Below are 18532 nucleotides of genomic sequence, written 5' to 3' on the forward strand. Positions count from 1 at the left end.
ACGCCGCATGAGCGCGGTTGAAAAAGAAGTGGCGGCGGGGCGCGGCAGCGCCCGCGCCGTCGCTATTGCATCATCGCTTGGCCGTTTCCTGGTCATTGCGATCACGACCTATCTTGGTCTGCTCGCGGTCACCTTCTTCATCGGCCGCGTCATTCCGATCGACCCGGTGCTGGCGGTGCTCGGCGACCGGGCGCCGGCCAATGTGGTTGAGCGCACGCGCCGCGAGATGGGTCTCGATTTGCCGTTGATCGAGCAGTTCTACATCTATGTGAAGAATGCGCTGAACGGCAATTTCGGCGTCTCCGTGCTGACCACCAATCCGGTCATGACCGACATTCGCCGGGCGCTTCCGGCCACGACGGAACTGGCGACCCTCGGAACGCTGATCGGCGCGTTGTTCGGCGTGCCGCTCGGTGTGCTGGCCGCGGTCAGGCGCGGCAGCCTCATCGACCAGATCGTGCGCGTCATCGGCCTGATCGGTTATTCCGTGCCGATCTTCTGGCTGGGGCTGCTTGGGCTGGTGCTGTTTTACGCCAAGCTGCAATGGGTTGCCTTCCCGGCGAGGCTCGACGTCGTCTACGAATACACCTTTACGCCGATCACCGGCTTCTATCTCCTCGACTCCGCAATGCAGGGGCAGTGGGACGTTTTTTACGACGCCTTCCGCCACATCATCCTGCCGGCCTCGCTGCTCGGCTATTTCTCGCTCGCCTATATCAGCCGCATGACGCGCTCGTTCATGCTCAACGAATTGTCGCAGGAATATATCGTCGCGGCGCGCGCCAAGGGCCTGTCGGAAACCCGCATCATCTGGGGCCACGCGCTGCGCAACGCAGCGGTGCCGATGGTGACGGTGATCGCGCTGTCCTATGCCGGACTGCTGGAAGGTTCGGTGCTGACCGAGACCGTCTTCTCATGGCCGGGCATCGGCCTTTACATCACCAATTCGCTGCAGAACGCCGACATGAATGCGGTGCTCGGTGGCACCATCGTCATCGGCTCGGTGTTCATCGCCATCAACCTTCTCTCCGACCTGCTGTATCGGGTGCTCGATCCGAGGACGAAGTCCGCATGAGCGTCGACACCATCCAGAGCCGTCGCGACTGGCTGCTCAGCGAGCGGCCGGCCTCGCGCATGCAGGCAAGGCTCGGCCGCGCCTATGTGGCGTGGCGGCGCTTTTCCGCCAACCGGTTGGCGTTTCTGGGCCTGCTCATCATCATTGCCCTGCTGGTCGTTGCCGCCCTTGCAGGCGTGCTGGCGCCTTATTCGCCAACGTTCGGCGACCTGAAGAACGCGCGCCTGCTGGCGCCGAGCGCCGAGCACTGGTTCGGCACCGACGATCTCGGCCGCGATATCCTGTCGCGCATCCTCTACGGCTCGCGCTGGACGCTTTATGTGGTCATCCTGGTTGCCATCATCGCCGCACCCATCGGCCTTCTGGTCGGCACCGTTGCAGGCTATGCCGGTGGCTGGACCGATGCCATCCTGATGCGCATCACCGACATCTTCCTCGCCTTTCCCAAGCTGATCCTGGCGCTGGCCTTCGTCGCAGCACTTGGCCCCGGCATCGAGAATGCAGTGCTGGCCATCGCCATCACCTCATGGCCGCCCTACGCCCGCATCGCGCGGGCAGAGACGCTGACGGTGCGCAATTCCGACTACATCAAGGCGGTGCAACTGATGGGCGCTTCGCCCTTCCGCATCGTGCTGCGCCATATCATGCCGCTTTGCATTTCGTCCCTGATCGTCAGGGTGACGCTCGACATGGCCGGCATCATCCTGACCGCCGCCGGGCTCGGTTTCCTCGGCCTCGGCGCGCAGCCGCCGCTGCCCGAATGGGGCACGATGATCGCCTCCGGCCGCCGCTTCGTGCTCGATCAATGGTGGGTGGCCGGTGCGCCGGGCTTCGCCATCCTCATCGTCAGCCTCGGCTTCAACCTGCTTGGCGACGGCCTGCGCGACGCGCTCGATCCGCGGAGTGGCGACCAATGAGCGGCGACCAATGAGCGGAGAACCGAAAACGCTTCTCGACGTAGACGACCTGCGCGTCACCTTCCCGACCCGCACCGGGCTGATCGAGGCGGTGCGCGGCGTTTCCTTTTCGCTCGGCCGCGAACGGCTCGGCATCGTCGGCGAATCCGGCTCGGGAAAATCGCAGACCGGCCGCGCCATCATGGGCCTGACGCCACCGCAGGCGCGGATATCGGCCAACAAGCTCGCCTTCGACGGCATCGATTTGCTCACCGTCTCGCCACGCGAACGCAGGAAGCTGCGCGGCAAGCGCATCGCCATGATCCTGCAGGATCCGAAATATTCGCTCGACCCGGTGATGAGCATCGGTCGCCAGATCGTCGAGACGCTGCGCACCCATGAAAAGGTCGGCAAGGCGGAGGCGCGCGACCGTGCATTGGCCATGCTGGAGGCGGTGCAGATCCGTGATCCCTCTCGCGTCTTCAATTTGCATCCGCATGAAGTTTCGGGCGGCATGGGCCAGCGCGCCATGATCGCCATGATGCTGATCGCCGGTCCGGAAATGATGATCGCCGACGAGCCGACCTCGGCGCTCGACGTCACCGTGCAGCTCGATGTGCTCGGCATCCTCGACCGGCTGGTCAGTGAGCGTGGCATGGGGCTGATCTTCATCTCGCACGATTTGCGCCTGGTCTCGTCCTTCTGCGACCGCGTCATCGTCATGTATGCCGGCAAGGTGGTCGAGCAGCTCAAGGCGTCCGAACTCGGCCAGGCCCAGCATCCCTACACGCGCGGCCTGCTCAATTGCATGCCCAAGATCGGTGCCGACCGCCACCCGCTGCCGGTGCTCGACCGCAAGCCGGAGTGGGCGGCATGACTTCTGCGATTGCCGTCGACAGGCTGGAAGTGATCTTCGACCGTTTTCGCGCACTGAAAGGCGTCAGCCTCGACGTGCAGCCGGGCGAATCCTTCGGCCTGGTCGGCGAATCCGGCTCCGGCAAATCGACGCTGCTGCGGGCCATCGCCGGCCTTGCGCCGGTTGCATCGGGCGGCATCGTCGTCAACGGCAAGACGCTCGGCGCGCGCCGCGACAAGGCCTTCTACCGTGAAGTGCAGATGGTCTTCCAGGATCCGTACGGGTCGCTGCACCCGCGCCAGACCGTCGACCGTCTGCTGCAGGAGCCGCTTGCCATCCATGGCTTTGCCGACGGCGAAAAGCGTATCCAGCGGGCGCTCGACGAAGTCGGCCTCGGCAACGGTTTTCGGTTTCGCTATTCGCACCAGCTCTCCGGCGGCCAGCGCCAGCGCGTGGCGATCGCGCGTGCGCTCATTCTGGAACCGTCGATCCTGCTGCTCGACGAGCCGACCTCGGCGCTCGATGCCTCGGTGCAGGCGGAAGTGCTCAACCTGCTGGAAGAGGTACGCAAGCGCCGCAAGCTGACCTTCCTGATGGTCAGCCACGACCTCGCCATCATCACCCATATGTGCGAGCGGCTGATGGTGATGCAAAGCGGCGAGGCGGTGGAGAATCTGGCGGCGGCAGACCTTGTCGAGCGCCGCGTGACCAAGGACTATACGCGCAATCTGTTGCGGGCCAGCGACGGGTTTGTGAGAACCGCTTGAATTCGTTTTCTCTTTTGCGCCGAACAACCATCTTGGGGAATTCCCATGGAGGAATGGAAGTTTGCGGATCCGCCCAATGTCGCGGTGTTTGTGGATAGGGCAGTCGTTACCCGCGGCGATTGGATTACATACGTCTCACATGACGATGACGACGGCAGTTGGCAATTCCACAACAGCGAAACCGGACCTGTTGACGAAGGCGATATCATGATCGTCAGCTTGCAAAACGTTGTGCAGCGGGACGAAAGCATCCAGGCGTTGGCGGACTTGCCAGAAGGCTGGCACGCTTGGCGCACCTCGAAATCGTCGCCATGGCAACGCGCCAGGTCGCGCCCTGTGCCCTCCAACGACAACGAATGATCAGGCAAAGCCTTAGGCTGAGCCTTGCGCCAGTTCGCCGCTCTCCAGAACGGGTGGCTCTTCCCGGCCCTTCGGCTCCTTGATCCTGAACCACGTCACATAAAGCGCCGGCAGGAACAGCAGCGTGATTGCGGTACCCGCGATGATGCCGCCCATCATCGCATAGGCCATCGGACCCCAGAACACTTCACGCGCGATCGGGATCAGCGCCAGGCTGGCGGCCGCCGCCGTCAGTGCGATCGGCCGCATCCGGTGTTCGGTCGCTTCGATGACCGCCGCCCAGCGGTCCTTGCCCTCTCGAACAAGATCCTCGATCTGCACGATCAGGATGACCGAATTGCGGATCAGGATGCCGATCAGCGCCAGCACGCCCAGGATGGCGACGAAGCCCAGCGGCGCTCCGCTCGGCACCAGGGCCGCCACCACGCCGATCAGGCCGAGCGGCGCCACCGCCACGACCAGGAACAGGCGCTGGAAGCTCTGCAACTGCACCATCAGGATCGTTGCCATGACGAACAGCATCAACGGCACGACGGCGGCGATCGGTCCCTGACTTTTGGCACTCTCCTCGACCGAGCCGGCGGTGGCGATCGAATAGCCCGGCGGCAGCTTGGCGGTGAAGGCATCGACCGATGGCTTCAGTTCGTTGACGACCGTGGCCGGCAGCACGTCGCCGACCAGCCCGGCGCGCACGGTGATGGTCGGGATGCGATCGCGTCGCCACACCGTCGGTTGCTCCAGATCGTAGCGGAAGTTGGCGACCGCCGCGAGCGGGATCGCCTCGCCGGTGCTGGTCGGCAACTGCATGTTCTGCAACGTCTCGATCGAGCCGCGTTCGGCCCCGCGGGAGCGGGCCACGACATTGATCAGGTAAGTGGCGTCGCGCACCTGCGTGATGGTGGCGCCGCCGACCGTACTGTTCAGCGCGCTGGCGATGTCGGAGGAGGTGATGCCGAGCTGGCGTGCCTTGTCCTGCAGCACGTCGACCCTCAGCACGCGCTGCGGCTCGTTCCAGTCGAAGGTCGGCGCGGCGAGCTTTGGATTGGCGGAGATGACACCGGCGAATTGCTGCGCCAGTTCGCGCACCGTCTGGATGTCGGGACCGCCGACGCGGTATTGCACGGGGCGGCCGACCGGCGGTCCGAGTTCGAGCGGCTTGACGAAGGCGTCGGTGCCGACGAACTCCTCGCGCAGCAGCTTTTCCAGCGCCGGCTTGACCCGGTTGCGGGCCTCGATGCTCTTGGTGACGATGACGGTCTGGCCGAAATAGGGGTTGGCCGGCTGCACGTCATAGGCGAGCACGAAACGCACCGCGCCCTGGCCGATATAGGACGAGAAATGGTCGATGTCGGGATTGCCGACCAGTGCCCGCTGCTCGAACCGCTCCATCTGGTCGCGCGTGTCGGCGATCGAAGAATTCTGCGGCAGGTTCCAGTCGACGATCAACTCCGGCCGGTCCGATGGCGGGAAGAACTGCTGCTGCACCAGGCCGAAGCCGGCGATCGAGCCGGCAAACAACAACACGGTGGCGATGATGGTCAGCCAGTGATGGCGCACCGAGCCGACAAGCACGCGCCGGAACAGTGAGGTGAAGCGGCCCGGCTGGTCGTGATGCTTGGTTTTCATCGTCGCCGGCAGGATGGTGACGCCGAGCAGTGGCGCAAACAGCACCGCCACGATCCATGACACCAGCAGCGAAACGGCGATGACCACGAACAGGGTGAAGGTATATTCGCCGGCGGCGCTGTTGTTGAGGCCGATCGGGATGAAGCCGGCGACAGTTACCAGCGTACCGGTCAGCATCGGAAAGGCGGTCGATGTGTAGACATAGGTCGCCGCCTTGCGCAGATTGTCGCCGACCTCAAGCCGCGCCACCATCATCTCGACCGCGATCATCGCGTCGTCGACCAGAAGGCCGAGCGCGATGATCAGCGCACCCAGGGAAATACGCTGCAGCGAAATGCCGAGATAGGCCATGACCGTGAAGGTGATGGCCAGCACCAGCGGGATCGAGAGCGCCACGACGAAGCCGGCGCGCATGCCGAGACTGATGAACGACACGGCGAGCACGATGGCGACCGCCTCGAACAGCGCGCGCGTAAAGCCCGAGACGGCCTCCTCGACGATGACCGGCTGGTCGGCGACCAGATGCACGCCGACGCCGACCGGCAGGTCGGCCAGCACCTTGTCCATCTCCTTGTGCAGGGCCTCGCCGAATTCGAGCAGGTTGGCGTTGGGTTTCATGCCGATGGCGAGCCCGATCGCGTCCTGGCCGTTGAAACGGAACAGTGCCGTCGGCGGATCGACATAGCCGCGTGTGATCGTCGCTACGTCGCTCAGGCGGAAGAAGCGGTCGTTGACGCGCAGATTGATGGCGCGCAGGCTTTCCTCGGAGGTGAACTGCCCGCCGACACGCACGCTGATGCGCTCCGGCCCGGACTGGATGACGCCGGACGGCGTGATCGCGTTCTGCGCCTGCAGGCTGGCGACGATCGCTTGCTGGTTGAGGCCGAGGGCGGCGATCTGGCGGGTTGAGAATTCGAGATAGATCGCTTCGTCCTGGGCGCCGACCAGGTCGACCTTGCCGGCGTTGGGCACGGTCAGGATCTTTGTTCTGGCATCCTCGACATAGTCGCGCAACTGGCGCGGCGTCAGCCCGTCCGATGTGAAGGCGTAGATGTTGCCATAGACGTCGCCGAAGCGGTCGTTGAAGAACGGGCCCTGCACACCCTGCGGAAACTGTGCCCCGATGTCATTGACCATGTTGCGCACCTGAATCCAGTTCGGCACGACATCGCGTGCCTTGGTGGTGTCCTTCAGGTTGACGAAGATGACGGTCTGGCCGGCCGTGGTGACGGACTTGGTGTAGTCGAGGCTATCGAGTTCCTCGAGTTTCTTCTCGATGCGGTCGGTCACCTGCTGCACGGTTTCCTTGACCGAGGCGCCCGGCCAGTTGGCCTGGATGATCATCGTCTTGATGGTGAAGTTGGGATCTTCTTCACGGCCGAGATTGAGGTAGGAGAACACGCCAGCCACGACGAAGACCAGCATGAAATACCAGACCATGGAGCGGTGGTTGAGCGCCCAGTCGGAGAGATTAAAGCCTTTCATGAGGCCCCTCCCTCGGGCACTGTCACCTTCTGGCCTTCGCTCAGGCTGTGGACGCCCGCCGTGACAACACGCATGCCGGCCTCCAGCCCCTCGGTCACCGTGAAGGTGCCGCCATTCTTCGACGCGACCTTTATGTCGCGTGCGTTCACGCTGGATGTCTGCGGGTCGACGATCCATACTTTCGCGGAACCGTTCTTTTCGAACAGCGCCGACATGGGCAGTTCGATCGTCGGTGCCACCTTGGTCACGCGGGTCGCCGTCACCGTCGAGCCGAGCCGGAAGGCCTGTGGCGGATCCGTGAGCGTCAGCCTGACGCGCCGGGTGCGGGTCGAGCCCTCGGATTGCGGTGCGATCTCGCGCAGCTTGGCCCCGGTCTGGATCGTCGGCAGCGACTGCAGGATGACCTGGAAGGGCGTGCCGGCCGCGAGATCACCGGTCAATTGGTCGGGAATGTCGACCACCGCCTCGCGCAGGTCCGAGCGCGCCACGGTGACGACGGTCTGGCCGGGCGAGACCGTCTGGCCAACTTCGGCGCCGACAGCGGTGACGACACCGTCGAAATCAGAGAACAGCCTGGCATAGCCGAGCTGTTCCTGCGATTTGGCAAGCGAGGCCTTGGCCCGCTCGACACCTGCCTCCGCAGCTTTGCGCGCCTGCTGCGCGGCGTCGAAGACAGCTTGCGTGGCGTTGGCCGAGGCGAGTAACTGGCGCTGCCGTTCCTCGCTGGCGGCGGCGTTGGCGAACTGCGCCTCGGCATTGGACAGTTCCGCCTTGGCCGCCTGGAGCGACAACTCCAGCGCGGTCGGATCGAGTGCCGCTATCGTCGTGCCCTTGCTGACGATGTCGCCGACCTGGACGTCGCGCGAGACGACCCGGCCAAGCAGACGGAAGGCCAGATCGGCGCTGACCTGCGGTTCGACGGATCCGGCAAAACCGAAGACTTGCGTGGTGCGCGGCTCGATCACCATCGACAGCACCGGCCGGATGATCTCGGGCGGCTTTTCCTCCGACCTGGAGCAGGATGCCAGCGCGCCGAGCATGAGCACGCCGAGCAGGACGCGCGGCGTCCGGCTCATTGGCCCGCTCCCGATATCTCGATCGTCTGTCCAGGGCTGAGCAGCTGTCCTCCAGCGGTGACGACGCTTTGGCCTTCGTCCAGCCCCCTGGCGATCACGACCGTGCCCGAATTGAACGCCAGCACTTCGACCGGCGCCATCGTCACCGCCTTGGTCGACGGATCGACGATCCAGACCGCCGGCTTGCCGGCGCTGGACGTCAGCGCCTGCCAGGGCAGCAGGATCGCCTTCGCCGGCTTGGCGCTTACCGAGCCGATGACGGCTGCTCCCAGCGGCATGCCGGCGGGCGTGTCGGGAATGGCGACCTTGACCCGGATTGAGCCCGAAGCCGGGTCGACCGCAGGCGAGATTTCGCGGACCTTGCCCGTTGCCTTGACCTGCGGATCGGACAACAGCGTGATCGTCACCGCAGGCGATGCCGGTGTCTTGGCGATCAGCGTCTCCTGCACGTTGAACACCGCGTCGCGGTCGCCGTCCTCGGCGACGGTGAAGACGGTTTGCGCGGCTTGCACCACTTGGCCGGTTTCGACCTGGCGGGCGGTGATCACGCCGGCGGCACCGGCCTTGAGCTCGGTGAAGGACAGGTTTTGCTGGGCGTTGGAGAAAGCGCTCTGCGCGGCTTCGACGCTGCCTTGTGCCACCTTCAGGGCCTGGTCCGCGGCGTCATAGTCGCGCCTGGTGGTGAAGCCCTGCGCCAGCAGCGTCTTCTGCCGCTCGAAGGCGGCAACGGACTGGGTCAGTTGCGCCTTGGCTGCATCAAGATCGGCCTGCGCCGAGCGCAGGTCGGATTCCTGCTCCTGCGGGTCGATGCGGGCGAGCACCGTGCCTTGATCGACATGCTGGCCGACATCGACAAACCGTTCGGCGACGCGACCGCCGACCCGGAACGACAGATTGTTCAGCGTACGCGCCGCGATCACCCCGGTCAGCGAAGTCCTTGGCGCATAGTCGGCCATCGCCACCGTTTCGGTGCGCACCATGATCTGCAGTTTCTTGTCCGCCGCTTCCTGCTTCTGACAGCCGGCCAGAAGCAGCGCCGCCGTGCAGGCGAAAAGCGCCGGGGCGGCTGGAAAAGACAAAAGACCGGGAGCTTTGACCGATGGCTGCGAGACGGGCGAAGTCACGTTCCTGCTCATGGGCTCTCCCGACCGCGGGCCGCTCGCTGATCGCGGTGCCTCGCGGCCATCCAGAGGATAGTCGATCCCCGGGAAAAGGAAACCGGTCTCGTACGTGTATCGCCCGACTGGCTAAGCGCCGGGATCTGCCCACCGCAGGCCCAATCGCCTGCCGGTGGTGCCGACTTGAGGAAAACGTGAAATAAGGTCAGAAGACATCTCAACGGCATCAAACAGGACGGGCGCCGGCCCGGTGAGGGATACGATGAAGAATTCAGCCATTTCCGAACGCAAGAACCAATCGATTTCCCGCGGCGTCGGCATGACCACGCAGATTTATGCCGACCGGGCTGAAAATTCGGAAATCTGGGATGTCGAGGGGCGTCGCTATATCGATTTCTCGTCGGGCATCGCCGTCGTCAACACCGGGCATCGCCATCCCAGGGTGATCGAGGCGGTCAAGGCACAGCTCGACCGCTTCACCCACACCTGCCACCAGGTGGTGCCCTATGAGAGCTATGTGCGCCTGGCCGAACGGCTGAACGGCATGCTGCCCGGCAAGTTCGAGAAGAAGACGATCTTCGTCACCACCGGGGCCGAGGCGGTAGAGAACGCCATCAAGATCGCCCGCAATGCCACCGGCCGTCAGGCGGTCATTGCCTTCGCCGGCGGCTTCCATGGCCGCACCTTCATGGGCATGGCGCTGACCGGCAAGGTCGTGCCTTACAAGGTCGGCTTCGGCGCCATGCCGGGCGATGTCTACCATGCGCCGTTTCCTGTGCCGCTGCACGGTGTCTCGGTCGCCGACTCGCTGGCGGCGCTCGACCGGTTGTTCAAGGCCGATGTGGATCCGGCGCGCGTCGCCGCCATCATCATCGAGCCGGTTCAGGGCGAGGGCGGCTTCTACGACGCGCCGCGGGATTTCCTGGTTGCGCTGCGCAAGCTTTGCGACCAGCACGGCATGCTGCTGATCGCCGACGAAGTGCAGACCGGCTTTGCCCGCACCGGCAAGATGTTTGCTATGGATCACCATGAGGTGGCCGCCGACATCACCACCATGGCCAAGAGCCTGGCCGGCGGCTTTCCTCTGGCGGCGGTCACCGGCCGCGCCGAAATCATGGATGCGCCCGGCCCCGGCGGGCTCGGCGGCACCTATGGCGGCAGTCCGATCGGCGTTGCCGCGGCGCACGCCGTGCTCGACGTGATCGAGGATGAAAAGCTGTGCGACCGCGCCAATACGCTGGGCGCAAGGCTGAAACAGCGGCTGCACTCGATCCGCGACGACGTGCCCGAGATCGTCGACATCAGAGGTCTCGGCTTCATGAACGCGGTCGAGTTCAACGACGTCAAGAAGGGCCTGCCCTCAGCCGAGATCGCCAATGCGATCCGGTTGAAGGCGCTCGACAAGGGCCTGATCCTGTTGACCTGCGGCGTCTACGGCAACGTCATCCGCTTCCTGGCGCCGATCACCATCCAGGACGAAGTCATGAACGAAGCACTCGACATTCTGGAAAGCTCGATCCGCGAAGTCTGCGCCGCCTGATCAGTAAGGTGCCGCGCCTGAGGGACGGAATTATCCCGCCGCTCTGGCGGGCTCATTCTCGAGGAAAGCAGCCAGTGCCGCTTTCAGCCCCTCGGGGCCAGCGGCCACCGTCTGTGGCGTCGGCGAGAAGCCGGCGCCCAACATCTTGCGGCCAAGCATATGGTCGCCCGGACGGTTGACCGATTCGATGCCGAGCAGCCGCTCGCCGGCGTAGTGGTAGATCGAGAATTTGTTGTCGGGCAGGTCGCCCAGCACGACATGGCTGTCGCCGCCGGCGGTCAGGCCGACCATCTGCAGCTTCATGTCGCCGATGTCGGACCAGAACCATGGCACCGCAGAATAGGCGTCGGCATGGCCTGATATCGTGCGCGCGGCAAGCCGCGCCTGGTCGGTGGCATTCTGCACCGATTCCAGGCGCACGTCGCCGCCGGTGAACCAGTGACGGTAAGAGGCAGCATCGCCAATAGCGAGAATCTCCGGCACCGAAGTCCGCATCTGGTGATCGACGCGGACGCCGTTGGCGATGCCGAGGCCAGCTTCCTGCGCCAGTTCGACATTCGGCACGGCACCAATGCCGACAATGACCATGCGCGCCGGCAGCCTTTCGCCTGACGAGGTGATCGCGGCCACGACATGACCGTTTTCGCCTTCGAGCCTGGCGATCGAGGTGCCGGTGAGGATGCGCACGCCCGTCGCTTCCAGCCGTTGCCGGACGTGGCTCGCCACCACCGGCGCTACGGCGCGGCCGAGCAGCCGGTCCACCGCCTCGACCACTGTCACCGTGCGGCCGGCGGCCTTCAACGTGGCTGCGATCTCCAGCCCGATGAAACCGCCGCCGAGGATGACGACTTCGTCGGTTTGCGCGCTGAGGTCGCGGATCAGCCGCGCATCGGCCAGTGAGCGCAGCGACAGCACCCCGGACAGATCGGCACCGGGCAGCGGCAGCGTGCGCGGGCGCGAGCCTGTCGCCAGGATCAGGTGGTCGAAGGCAAGCGCACCACCGCCGGCAATATCCAAACTGCGGCGTCCGGCATCGATGCGATCGATCCTGACGCCAGGCCGGTAGTCGATGGCGCTGCCGGTGTAAAAGGCCTCGCCGCGCAAGGGTTGTGGCTTGGCCTCGGCATCCTTGATGAAGGTCTTCGACAGCGGCGGCTTGTGGTAGGGCAGTTCGTCCTCATCTCCGACGAGGATTACCGGTCCGTCATAACCGTCCTCGCGCAGACTTGCGGCCGCTTGCACGCCCGCATGACCCGCGCCGACAATGACCACACCGTTCTTCATCGCACTCAATCCCGATTCTACCCTAGGATGTTCCGCCAGATGGCAATTGTCTGGCACCGCTGCAAGCGAGCTTTTGCGGGTCGCATCCGGGATGGCGGCTGTCAATCGCACAGTTCAGCGGCAAGACCGGTGCAGGAAAACGCATAAAGTTGACAGTTGCAGTTTAGAATAATTCTAAACTGTTGTTTCGATTGACTTTTCTTGCGGATTGTCATTGACATCCGACGGTGTCGCAGCTTTATGGAAGTTCGCGCGTCAGCGCATCCCTTTAATGTTTGGGCCTTGAACCCTTTCGATTGGAGGCATTTTGGTGTCTTTCTTCCGCGAACCGCGCGATGGCGCGGCATCTCTTGCGCCCAATGGCCCGCAGATGGCCTGGCGCCGGTTGCTGCGCGCGCCGTTTACAGAATTTCCGAGAAACTGGAGAGTGATCATGACAGCACGATATGGCAGCAGGCTTGCGGCGATCGGCGCCACTGCCCTGCTGACGGCGGCGGTATTCGTGTTGCCGGCAAAGGCGGAAACAGATGTAAAGGCGGTCAACAAGACCTATTCCGACATCGCGCTCGCGAAATACGAGGATTCGCTGACCACCGCGCAAGCGCTCGACAAGGCGGTCGACGCGCTGCTCGCCACGCCATCGGTGGAAACCCTCAACGCTTCCCGTGACGCCTGGAAGGCATCGCGCGTTCCCTACCAGCAGACCGAAGTCTACCGCTTCGGCAACAAGATCGTCGACGACTGGGAAGGCAAGGTGAATTCCTGGCCGCTGGATGAAGGCTTGATCGACTATGTCGCCAAGAGCTACGGCACCGAATCGGACGCGAACGCGCTCTACACGGCCAATGTGATCGCCAACAAGGAGATCGAGATCAACGGCAAGAAGGTCGATGCATCGAAGCTTTCGCCGGAATTCCTCTCCGGCACGCTGCAGGGAGCCGGCGGCATCGAGGCCAATGTCGCCACCGGCTATCACGCCATCGAATTCCTGCTCTGGGGCCAGGACCTGCATGGCACCGGCCCGGGTGCCGGCGAGCGCCACTACACCGACTACGACCTCAAGAACTGCACCGGCGGTAATTGCGACCGCCGCGCCGAGTATCTGAAATCGGCCAGCGACCTTCTGGTTTCGGATATTCAGGAGATGGTCGGCAACTGGAAGGAAGACGGCGCCGCCCGCAAGGCTCTTGTCGATGGCGAGCCGAACACGGCGATCTCGACGATCTTCACCGGCATGGGCTCGCTGTCCTACGGCGAACTGGCCGGCGAGCGCATGAAGCTCGGCCTACTGCTGCATGATCCGGAAGAGGAGCACGATTGCTTCTCCGACAACACCTACAATTCGCATCTCTACGACGCCATCGGCATTCGCGCGGCCTATCATGCGAGCTACACGCGTCTCGACGGCACCGTCGTTTCGGGTCCTTCGGTGGCCGATATGGTGAAGGCGGCCGACCCGGCGATCGACAAGGAACTGTCTGACAAGCTCGATGTTTCGGTCGCCAAGATGGAGGCGATCAAGGCGCGTGCACTGGCCGGCGAGGCCTATGACCAGCAGATCGCCGAGGGCAACATTGAGGGCAATGCCACCGTCCAGGCGGCGATTGATGCGCTGATCGATCAGACCAAGTCGATTGAGCGCGCCGTCGGCTCCCTGAAGCTCAGCACCATCGCCTTCGAAGGGTCCGACAGCCTCGACGCGCCGGACAAGGTGTTCAAGTAAGGGGTAAACGACGGAGACTGACCCGGAGCCGGACAACCGGCTTTGCAACGGCCTCCGCCAGAAGATCAAGCCACACGGCGCGGGAGACGCCGTCAGCCAGCCGAGCAAGCCAATGCTGATTTGTCATTGCAACATCATCACCGAGAAGGAGATCGAGCAGACGATCGTCGGGCTGCTGGACCAGGATCCCTGGCAGTTGATCGTGCCGGCGAAAATCTACCATGCAATGCAAAAGCGCGGTCGCTGTTGCGGCTGCTTCCCAAATGTGGTGGAAACGATCATTCGGGTCACCGAAAACTACCACGCTCGCTCGGAGGCGAGCGGCGTGGATGTCGTTTCACACCTGGATCGCGTCAGAGGCCTGCGCATCCAATACGGGAGCAGAATTCATGAAAGGCGATCCGCAGATCATCGAGCGGCTTAACGAGGCCCTTTTTCTGGAGCTTGGGGCCGTCAATCAGTACTGGGTGCATTTCCGTCTGCTTGAGGACTGGGGATACGCGAAGCTGGCAAAGAAGGAGCGGGCGGAATCGATCGAGGAGATGCACCATGCCGACAAGCTCGTCGCCCGCATCATCTTCCTCGAAGGCCATCCGAACCTGCAGTCCGTGGCGCCGCTGCGCATCGGGCAGAACGTGAAGGAAGTGCTCGAATCCGACCTTGCCGGAGAATATGACGCACGTACCGCCTACAAGCGTTCGCGCGAAATTTGCAACGACGCCGGCGACTACGTGACGATGAAGCTGTTCGAGGAATTGCTGGCCGACGAGGAGGGTCACATCGACTTTCTTGAGACGCAGCTCGACCTGCTTGCCTCGATCGGCGAGGAGAAATACGGCCAGCTCAACGCCGCATCGGCAGACGAGGCGGAGTAAGGGCATGCGGGAATGCGGCGCCTGCTAGAATTCGTGCGCCGCTCGCGGCGGGCCAATGGCTCGCCGCCCCCTGAGAAGACGCCAGCCGGATTGGCGCGTCGGCGCTGTGTCATGCTCGTGTTGGCGCTTACCTCTTCGGCGATGGCGGGTGATCTTCAGCCGGCCGGCTTCGCCACCACGCGCACCGACCTCAATGCGAAGGATCAGGCGCGCGCCATCGCCGTCACCAGGCCGACCACGGATTTTTCCAGGCCAGAGCCGTTCGAACTGATGCAAGGTGGCGCCGGCACGTCCCGAAAGGACGTCAGCCGCGATTCCTTCTCGCAATCCTCGGCCAACCTCACCTTCGAGGAAGAGGGCGACTTCAAGCTTGGCAATGCCCTTTTCCGCAAGAACTGGGTCTCGTCGCCATCCTCGACGCAGGCGTCGGACGGGCTCGGCCCGCTGTTCAACGAACGTGCCTGCCAGAACTGTCATCTGAAGGACGGCCGCGGCCGCCCGCCGCAAGGCGACGCCGGCACCACGTCGATGTTCCTGCGGCTGGCCCGCGACGCCAGCAGCACGCAAGAAAGGGCGGCGCTTGCCGACCACGAGGTGCTCAACTTCCCCGACCCGGCCTACGGCAGGCAATTGCAGGAGCTCGCCGTACCCGGCCTGCCCGGTGAAGGCAGGATGCATATCGATTACCAGGAACGTAAGGTGGAGCTGACGGACGGCTCTGTGATCTCCTTGCGCAAACCGAGCTATTCGGTTGACGGCCTTGGCTACGGGCCGCTTGACCCGCGCACCACGCTGTCGCCGCGGCTGACGCCGCCGATGATCGGCCTGGGCCTGATCGAACAGATCGCGCCGGCTGATATTCTCGCCCACGCCGATCCGGACGACAGGGACGGCGACGGCATTTCCGGCAGGCCGAACATCGTGCGCGATAGCCTGAACGGGGAACTGACGCTTGGCCGTTTCGGCTGGAAGGCACAGACCGCGTCGATCCGCCGGCAGGCGGCGGATGCCTTTGCCGGCGACATCGGCATCTCGACGCTCGAAGAGCCGAGGCATTGGGGCGATTGCACTGCTGCGGAGGCAAAATGCCTCGCCATGCCGAACGGCGTGCAGCAGCGTCTTGGCCCGGTCGAGGCGCCGCCGCCGGTGATGGATCTCGTCACCTTCTATTCGCAGAACCTGGCCGTGCCGTCGCGCCGGGACCTCGACCGGCCGGACGTGCTCGCGGGCAAAAAGACATTCTACGAGATCGGCTGCATTGCCTGCCATACGCCGAAATTCGTCACGCGCCGCGATACGCCCAATAAGGCGCAGGCCTTCCAGTTGATCTGGCCTTATTCGGACTTCCTGCTGCACGACATGGGGCCTGATCTGGCCGATGGCCAGGCCGTGGGCGATGCGACGGGCAATGAGTGGCGCACGCCGCCGCTGTGGGGCATCGGCCTGACCGAGACAGTCAACGGCAATTCCTTCTTTCTGCATGACGGGCGCGCGCGCAGCCTGGCTGAGGCGATCCTGTGGCATGGCGGCGAGGCGCAGAAAGCGCGCGACCGTTTTGCCGCCGCTAACGCGGCCGAGCGTGACGCATTGCTCAAATTCCTGGAGTCACTGTGATGTTCAAGCGTTCTGCATTGTTTTTCGCTCTTCCGCTGGCCCTGCTGGGCGTTGTCCCTGCGTCGGCGGCGGTCAAAGCCTCCGACATCATCCAGCGGGCGATCGATGGCTTCGTCCGCCCGGCCTATGCCGGCCTGCACGAGCATGCGGAAGCCTTGACCGGATCCATGCGCAAGCTGTGCGTCACGCCCTCGCAAGGAGAGCTCGATGCCGCACGCGCCGAATTCTCCGCCACCGTCTATGCCTGGTCGTCAGCCGAAATCATCGGCTTCGGGCCGATCAAGGAGAACAACCGGCTGGAACGCATGCTGTTCTGGCCGGATCGCAAGAGCATTGGCCTGAAGCAGGTGCAGGCGGCGCTGTCGGCGAAGGATCCAACCGCCACAGATCCGGCACAGCTGGCCGGCAAGAGCGTCGCCATGCAGGGGCTGGGCGCGCTGGAGTTCGTACTTTACGGCGACGGCGCCGATGCACTGGCCGGCAAGGATGATCCCTACCGCTGCGCCTATGGCACTGCTGTTGCCGGCAACATCGAAACCATGGCCGGCGAGGTCAGTGCCGCCTGGAACAAACCGGACGGCTTTGCAGCGCTTTGGGCCAATCCGGGGCCGCAGAACCCGCTCTACCGCGACGGCAATGAAGCGGTGACCGAACTGGTCGGCGTCTTCGTCAACGAGCTGGAAATGGTGCGTGACGTGCGCCTGAAAGGATTTTTCGGCGGCAAGCCGGACGCGGACAAGCCGAAACAAGCGATCTATTGGCGCTCGCAAAACACCACCGCGTCACTGGCCGGCAATCTCTCCGGCATCGATACGCTGTTCCAGGCCTCGAAACTTGGCGACGCCCTGCCGGCCGATGCGCGCTGGATGGCCGAATCGATCCACATCCAGCTGGTCAACGGTGTCGCCACCGCCAAGGCCGTCAGCGGTCCAATCGACAAGGCGCTTGCCGATCCGGCATTGCGCGACAAGCTCGATCATTTCGCGCTGATCACCTCCAGCCTGTCGACCCTGATCGGGACCAGGTTGACCGCTGAATTCGGCCTGACCGCAGGCTTCTCCTCGCTGGATGGGGACTGAATTGAAAACCCCGCTGATAGATCGCCGCGATTTCCTGAGAGCTGCAGGCGTTGGCTTCATGGCCGCGATGGCGCCATCGGCCTGGGCAAGGACGCTTGCGGCCGACGCCGTCTTCGCCACCGCTTTCGTCAAACGCGACGGCAGCTTTGGCGCTGCCGTCCTGTCCGAGGCCGGCAAAGTCCTGCATGCGATCGATCTGCCCGATCGCGGCCACGATGTCACCTTCGATCCCATATCGAAACGCTCGGTGGTCTTCGCGCGGCAACCCGGCACCTTTGCCGTGGTTTTCGACCATTCGGGCCGTGATGCGCCGCTGACCATCGCCAGCATCGCCGGCCGGCATTTCTTCGGCCATGGCGTGTTTTCGGCCGACGGTGCGCTGCTCTATGCCACCGAAAACGACTTCGACAACGCCGCCGGCGTCGTCGGCGTCTACGATGCGCGGGCGAAATTCAGCCGTGTCGGCGAGTTCCCGACCTATGGAATGGGTCCGCACGAGCTTCTGCTCCTGGGCGATGGCAGGACGATTGCGGTAGCAAATGGCGGCATCGAGACCCATCCGGATTACGGCCGCGCCGAGCTCAACATTGCGACCATGAAGCCGTCCTACGTGCTGATAGACCGCGCCACCGGCGACCTTATCGAGAAGCACGAATTGCCGGCCGCACTGCATCAGCTGTCTATCCGCCACATGGACACAGATCCATCCGGAACCGTCTGGTTCGGCTGCCAGTACCGGGGGCCGGGCACCGATCGTCCGTTGCTGGTCGGTCGCGCCACGCGCGGCAAGGATCTGCAACTGCTCGACATGCCGCAGGACGTTTTGTCCGGCTTCCGCAACTACATAGGCTCGGTCGCCGCCAATCCGGCTGCCGGCACGGTCGCGGTCTCCTCGCCGGAAGGCAACTCGCTTGTCGTGCTCGATTCGGCCAGCGGCCGGGTCGTCGCGAACAGCGCGCTGGTCGAGGTCTGCGGCGTGGCACCTGACGGAACCGGCTTCATGGCCACCACCGGCGCTGGCGAGATCGTCGAGGGCAGTGGTGCGACACGCTCCGAACCGGACTATGTCTGGGACAACCACATGCTGCGCATCGAGCAGGCCGCATAGGCCACAAGCGAAGCCGCTTAACGAATTATGCACTATCCCCTTGCGGTGGC

At 64.0% G+C, this 18532-nt stretch carries 16 protein-coding genes; 12 read left to right on the top strand and 4 right to left on the bottom strand.

Going from position 1 to position 18532, the window contains the following annotated elements; all coding sequences use genetic code 11:
• Positions 1–7 precede the first annotated feature (7 nt).
• Genes A4R29_RS03195 through A4R29_RS03215 form a run of 5 tightly spaced genes read left to right on the top strand, consistent with a single transcriptional unit; the run spans position 8 to position 3954 of the window.
• Complete coding sequence (locus A4R29_RS03195) at positions 8–1075, top strand: ABC transporter permease (protein WP_024503440.1); 1068 nt, start codon at positions 8–10, stop codon at positions 1073–1075.
• Positions 1072–1992, top strand: coding sequence for a nickel transporter permease (gene nikC / locus A4R29_RS03200; protein WP_013527924.1), 921 nt, complete (start codon positions 1072–1074; stop codon positions 1990–1992). Before A4R29_RS03195 ends, nikC begins: the two co-directional genes overlap by 4 nt.
• Positions 1993–2002: 10 nt before the next feature.
• On the top strand, positions 2003–2848 hold the full coding sequence (locus A4R29_RS03205; RefSeq protein WP_063171161.1) for an ABC transporter ATP-binding protein: 846 nt from the start codon (positions 2003–2005) through the stop codon (positions 2846–2848).
• Positions 2845–3594, top strand: coding sequence for an ABC transporter ATP-binding protein (locus A4R29_RS03210; protein ID WP_013527922.1), 750 nt, complete (start codon positions 2845–2847; stop codon positions 3592–3594). The genes A4R29_RS03205 and A4R29_RS03210 overlap by 4 nt, the downstream gene beginning before the upstream one ends.
• A 45-nt stretch (positions 3595–3639) precedes the next feature.
• On the top strand, positions 3640–3954 hold the full coding sequence (locus tag A4R29_RS03215) for a hypothetical protein (protein WP_063169981.1): 315 nt from the start codon (positions 3640–3642) through the stop codon (positions 3952–3954).
• A 12-nt stretch (positions 3955–3966) separates the two neighbouring features.
• On the opposite strand, the gene A4R29_RS03220 is transcribed toward A4R29_RS03215, so the two are convergent.
• Genes A4R29_RS03220 through A4R29_RS03230 form a run of 3 tightly spaced genes read right to left on the bottom strand, consistent with a single transcriptional unit; the run spans position 3967 to position 9277 of the window.
• Positions 3967–7065 carry an efflux RND transporter permease subunit gene (locus A4R29_RS03220; RefSeq protein WP_063171162.1) on the bottom strand — a complete coding sequence of 1033 codons (3099 nt, stop codon included), beginning with the start codon at positions 7063–7065 and terminating at the stop codon, positions 3967–3969.
• On the bottom strand, positions 7062–8141 hold the full coding sequence (locus A4R29_RS03225; RefSeq protein WP_063171163.1) for an efflux RND transporter periplasmic adaptor subunit: 1080 nt from the start codon (positions 8139–8141) through the stop codon (positions 7062–7064). The genes A4R29_RS03220 and A4R29_RS03225 overlap by 4 nt, the downstream gene beginning before the upstream one ends.
• Positions 8138–9277, bottom strand: coding sequence for an efflux RND transporter periplasmic adaptor subunit (locus A4R29_RS03230; protein WP_063171164.1), 1140 nt, complete (start codon positions 9275–9277; stop codon positions 8138–8140). Before A4R29_RS03230 ends, A4R29_RS03225 begins: the two co-directional genes overlap by 4 nt.
• Positions 9278–9521: 244 nt before the next feature.
• On the opposite strand from A4R29_RS03230, the gene A4R29_RS03235 reads away from it, so the two are divergent.
• Positions 9522–10799 carry a 4-aminobutyrate--2-oxoglutarate transaminase gene (locus A4R29_RS03235; RefSeq protein WP_063171165.1) on the top strand — a complete coding sequence of 426 codons (1278 nt, stop codon included), beginning with the start codon at positions 9522–9524 and terminating at the stop codon, positions 10797–10799.
• A 30-nt stretch (positions 10800–10829) separates the two neighbouring features.
• On the opposite strand, the gene A4R29_RS03240 is transcribed toward A4R29_RS03235, so the two are convergent.
• Complete coding sequence (locus A4R29_RS03240; protein ID WP_063171166.1) at positions 10830–12083, bottom strand: NAD(P)/FAD-dependent oxidoreductase; 1254 nt, start codon at positions 12081–12083, stop codon at positions 10830–10832.
• Between the two features lie 433 nt (positions 12084–12516).
• On the opposite strand from A4R29_RS03240, the gene A4R29_RS03245 reads away from it, so the two are divergent.
• The 6 genes from A4R29_RS03245 to A4R29_RS03270 all read left to right on the top strand — a co-directional run bounded on the left by A4R29_RS03245 (position 12517) and on the right by A4R29_RS03270 (position 18482).
• On the top strand, positions 12517–13806 hold the full coding sequence (locus tag A4R29_RS03245; protein ID WP_063173542.1) for an imelysin family protein: 1290 nt from the start codon (positions 12517–12519) through the stop codon (positions 13804–13806).
• A gap of 112 nt (positions 13807–13918) precedes the next feature.
• Positions 13919–14230: a (2Fe-2S)-binding protein gene (locus A4R29_RS03250; RefSeq protein ID WP_013527915.1), complete on the top strand. Its 312-nt coding sequence runs from the start codon at positions 13919–13921 to the stop codon at positions 14228–14230.
• On the top strand, positions 14196–14681 hold the full coding sequence (bfr, locus tag A4R29_RS03255; RefSeq protein ID WP_013527914.1) for a bacterioferritin: 486 nt from the start codon (positions 14196–14198) through the stop codon (positions 14679–14681). Before A4R29_RS03250 ends, bfr begins: the two co-directional genes overlap by 35 nt.
• A gap of 12 nt (positions 14682–14693) precedes the next feature.
• Positions 14694–16295: a di-heme oxidoreductase family protein gene (locus tag A4R29_RS03260; RefSeq protein WP_063171167.1), complete on the top strand. Its 1602-nt coding sequence runs from the start codon at positions 14694–14696 to the stop codon at positions 16293–16295.
• Complete coding sequence (locus A4R29_RS03265) at positions 16295–17374, top strand: imelysin family protein (RefSeq protein WP_063171168.1); 1080 nt, start codon at positions 16295–16297, stop codon at positions 17372–17374. Before A4R29_RS03260 ends, A4R29_RS03265 begins: the two co-directional genes overlap by 1 nt.
• A 1-nt stretch (position 17375) precedes the next feature.
• The gene (locus A4R29_RS03270) at positions 17376–18482 is read left to right on the top strand and encodes a DUF1513 domain-containing protein (protein WP_063173543.1); all 1107 of its coding nucleotides are present in this window, start codon (positions 17376–17378) and stop codon (positions 18480–18482) included.
• Positions 18483–18532 lie beyond the last annotated feature (50 nt).

This window comes from Mesorhizobium ciceri biovar biserrulae (assembly GCF_001618845.1).
Lineage (GTDB): Bacteria > Pseudomonadota > Alphaproteobacteria > Rhizobiales > Rhizobiaceae > Mesorhizobium > Mesorhizobium ciceri.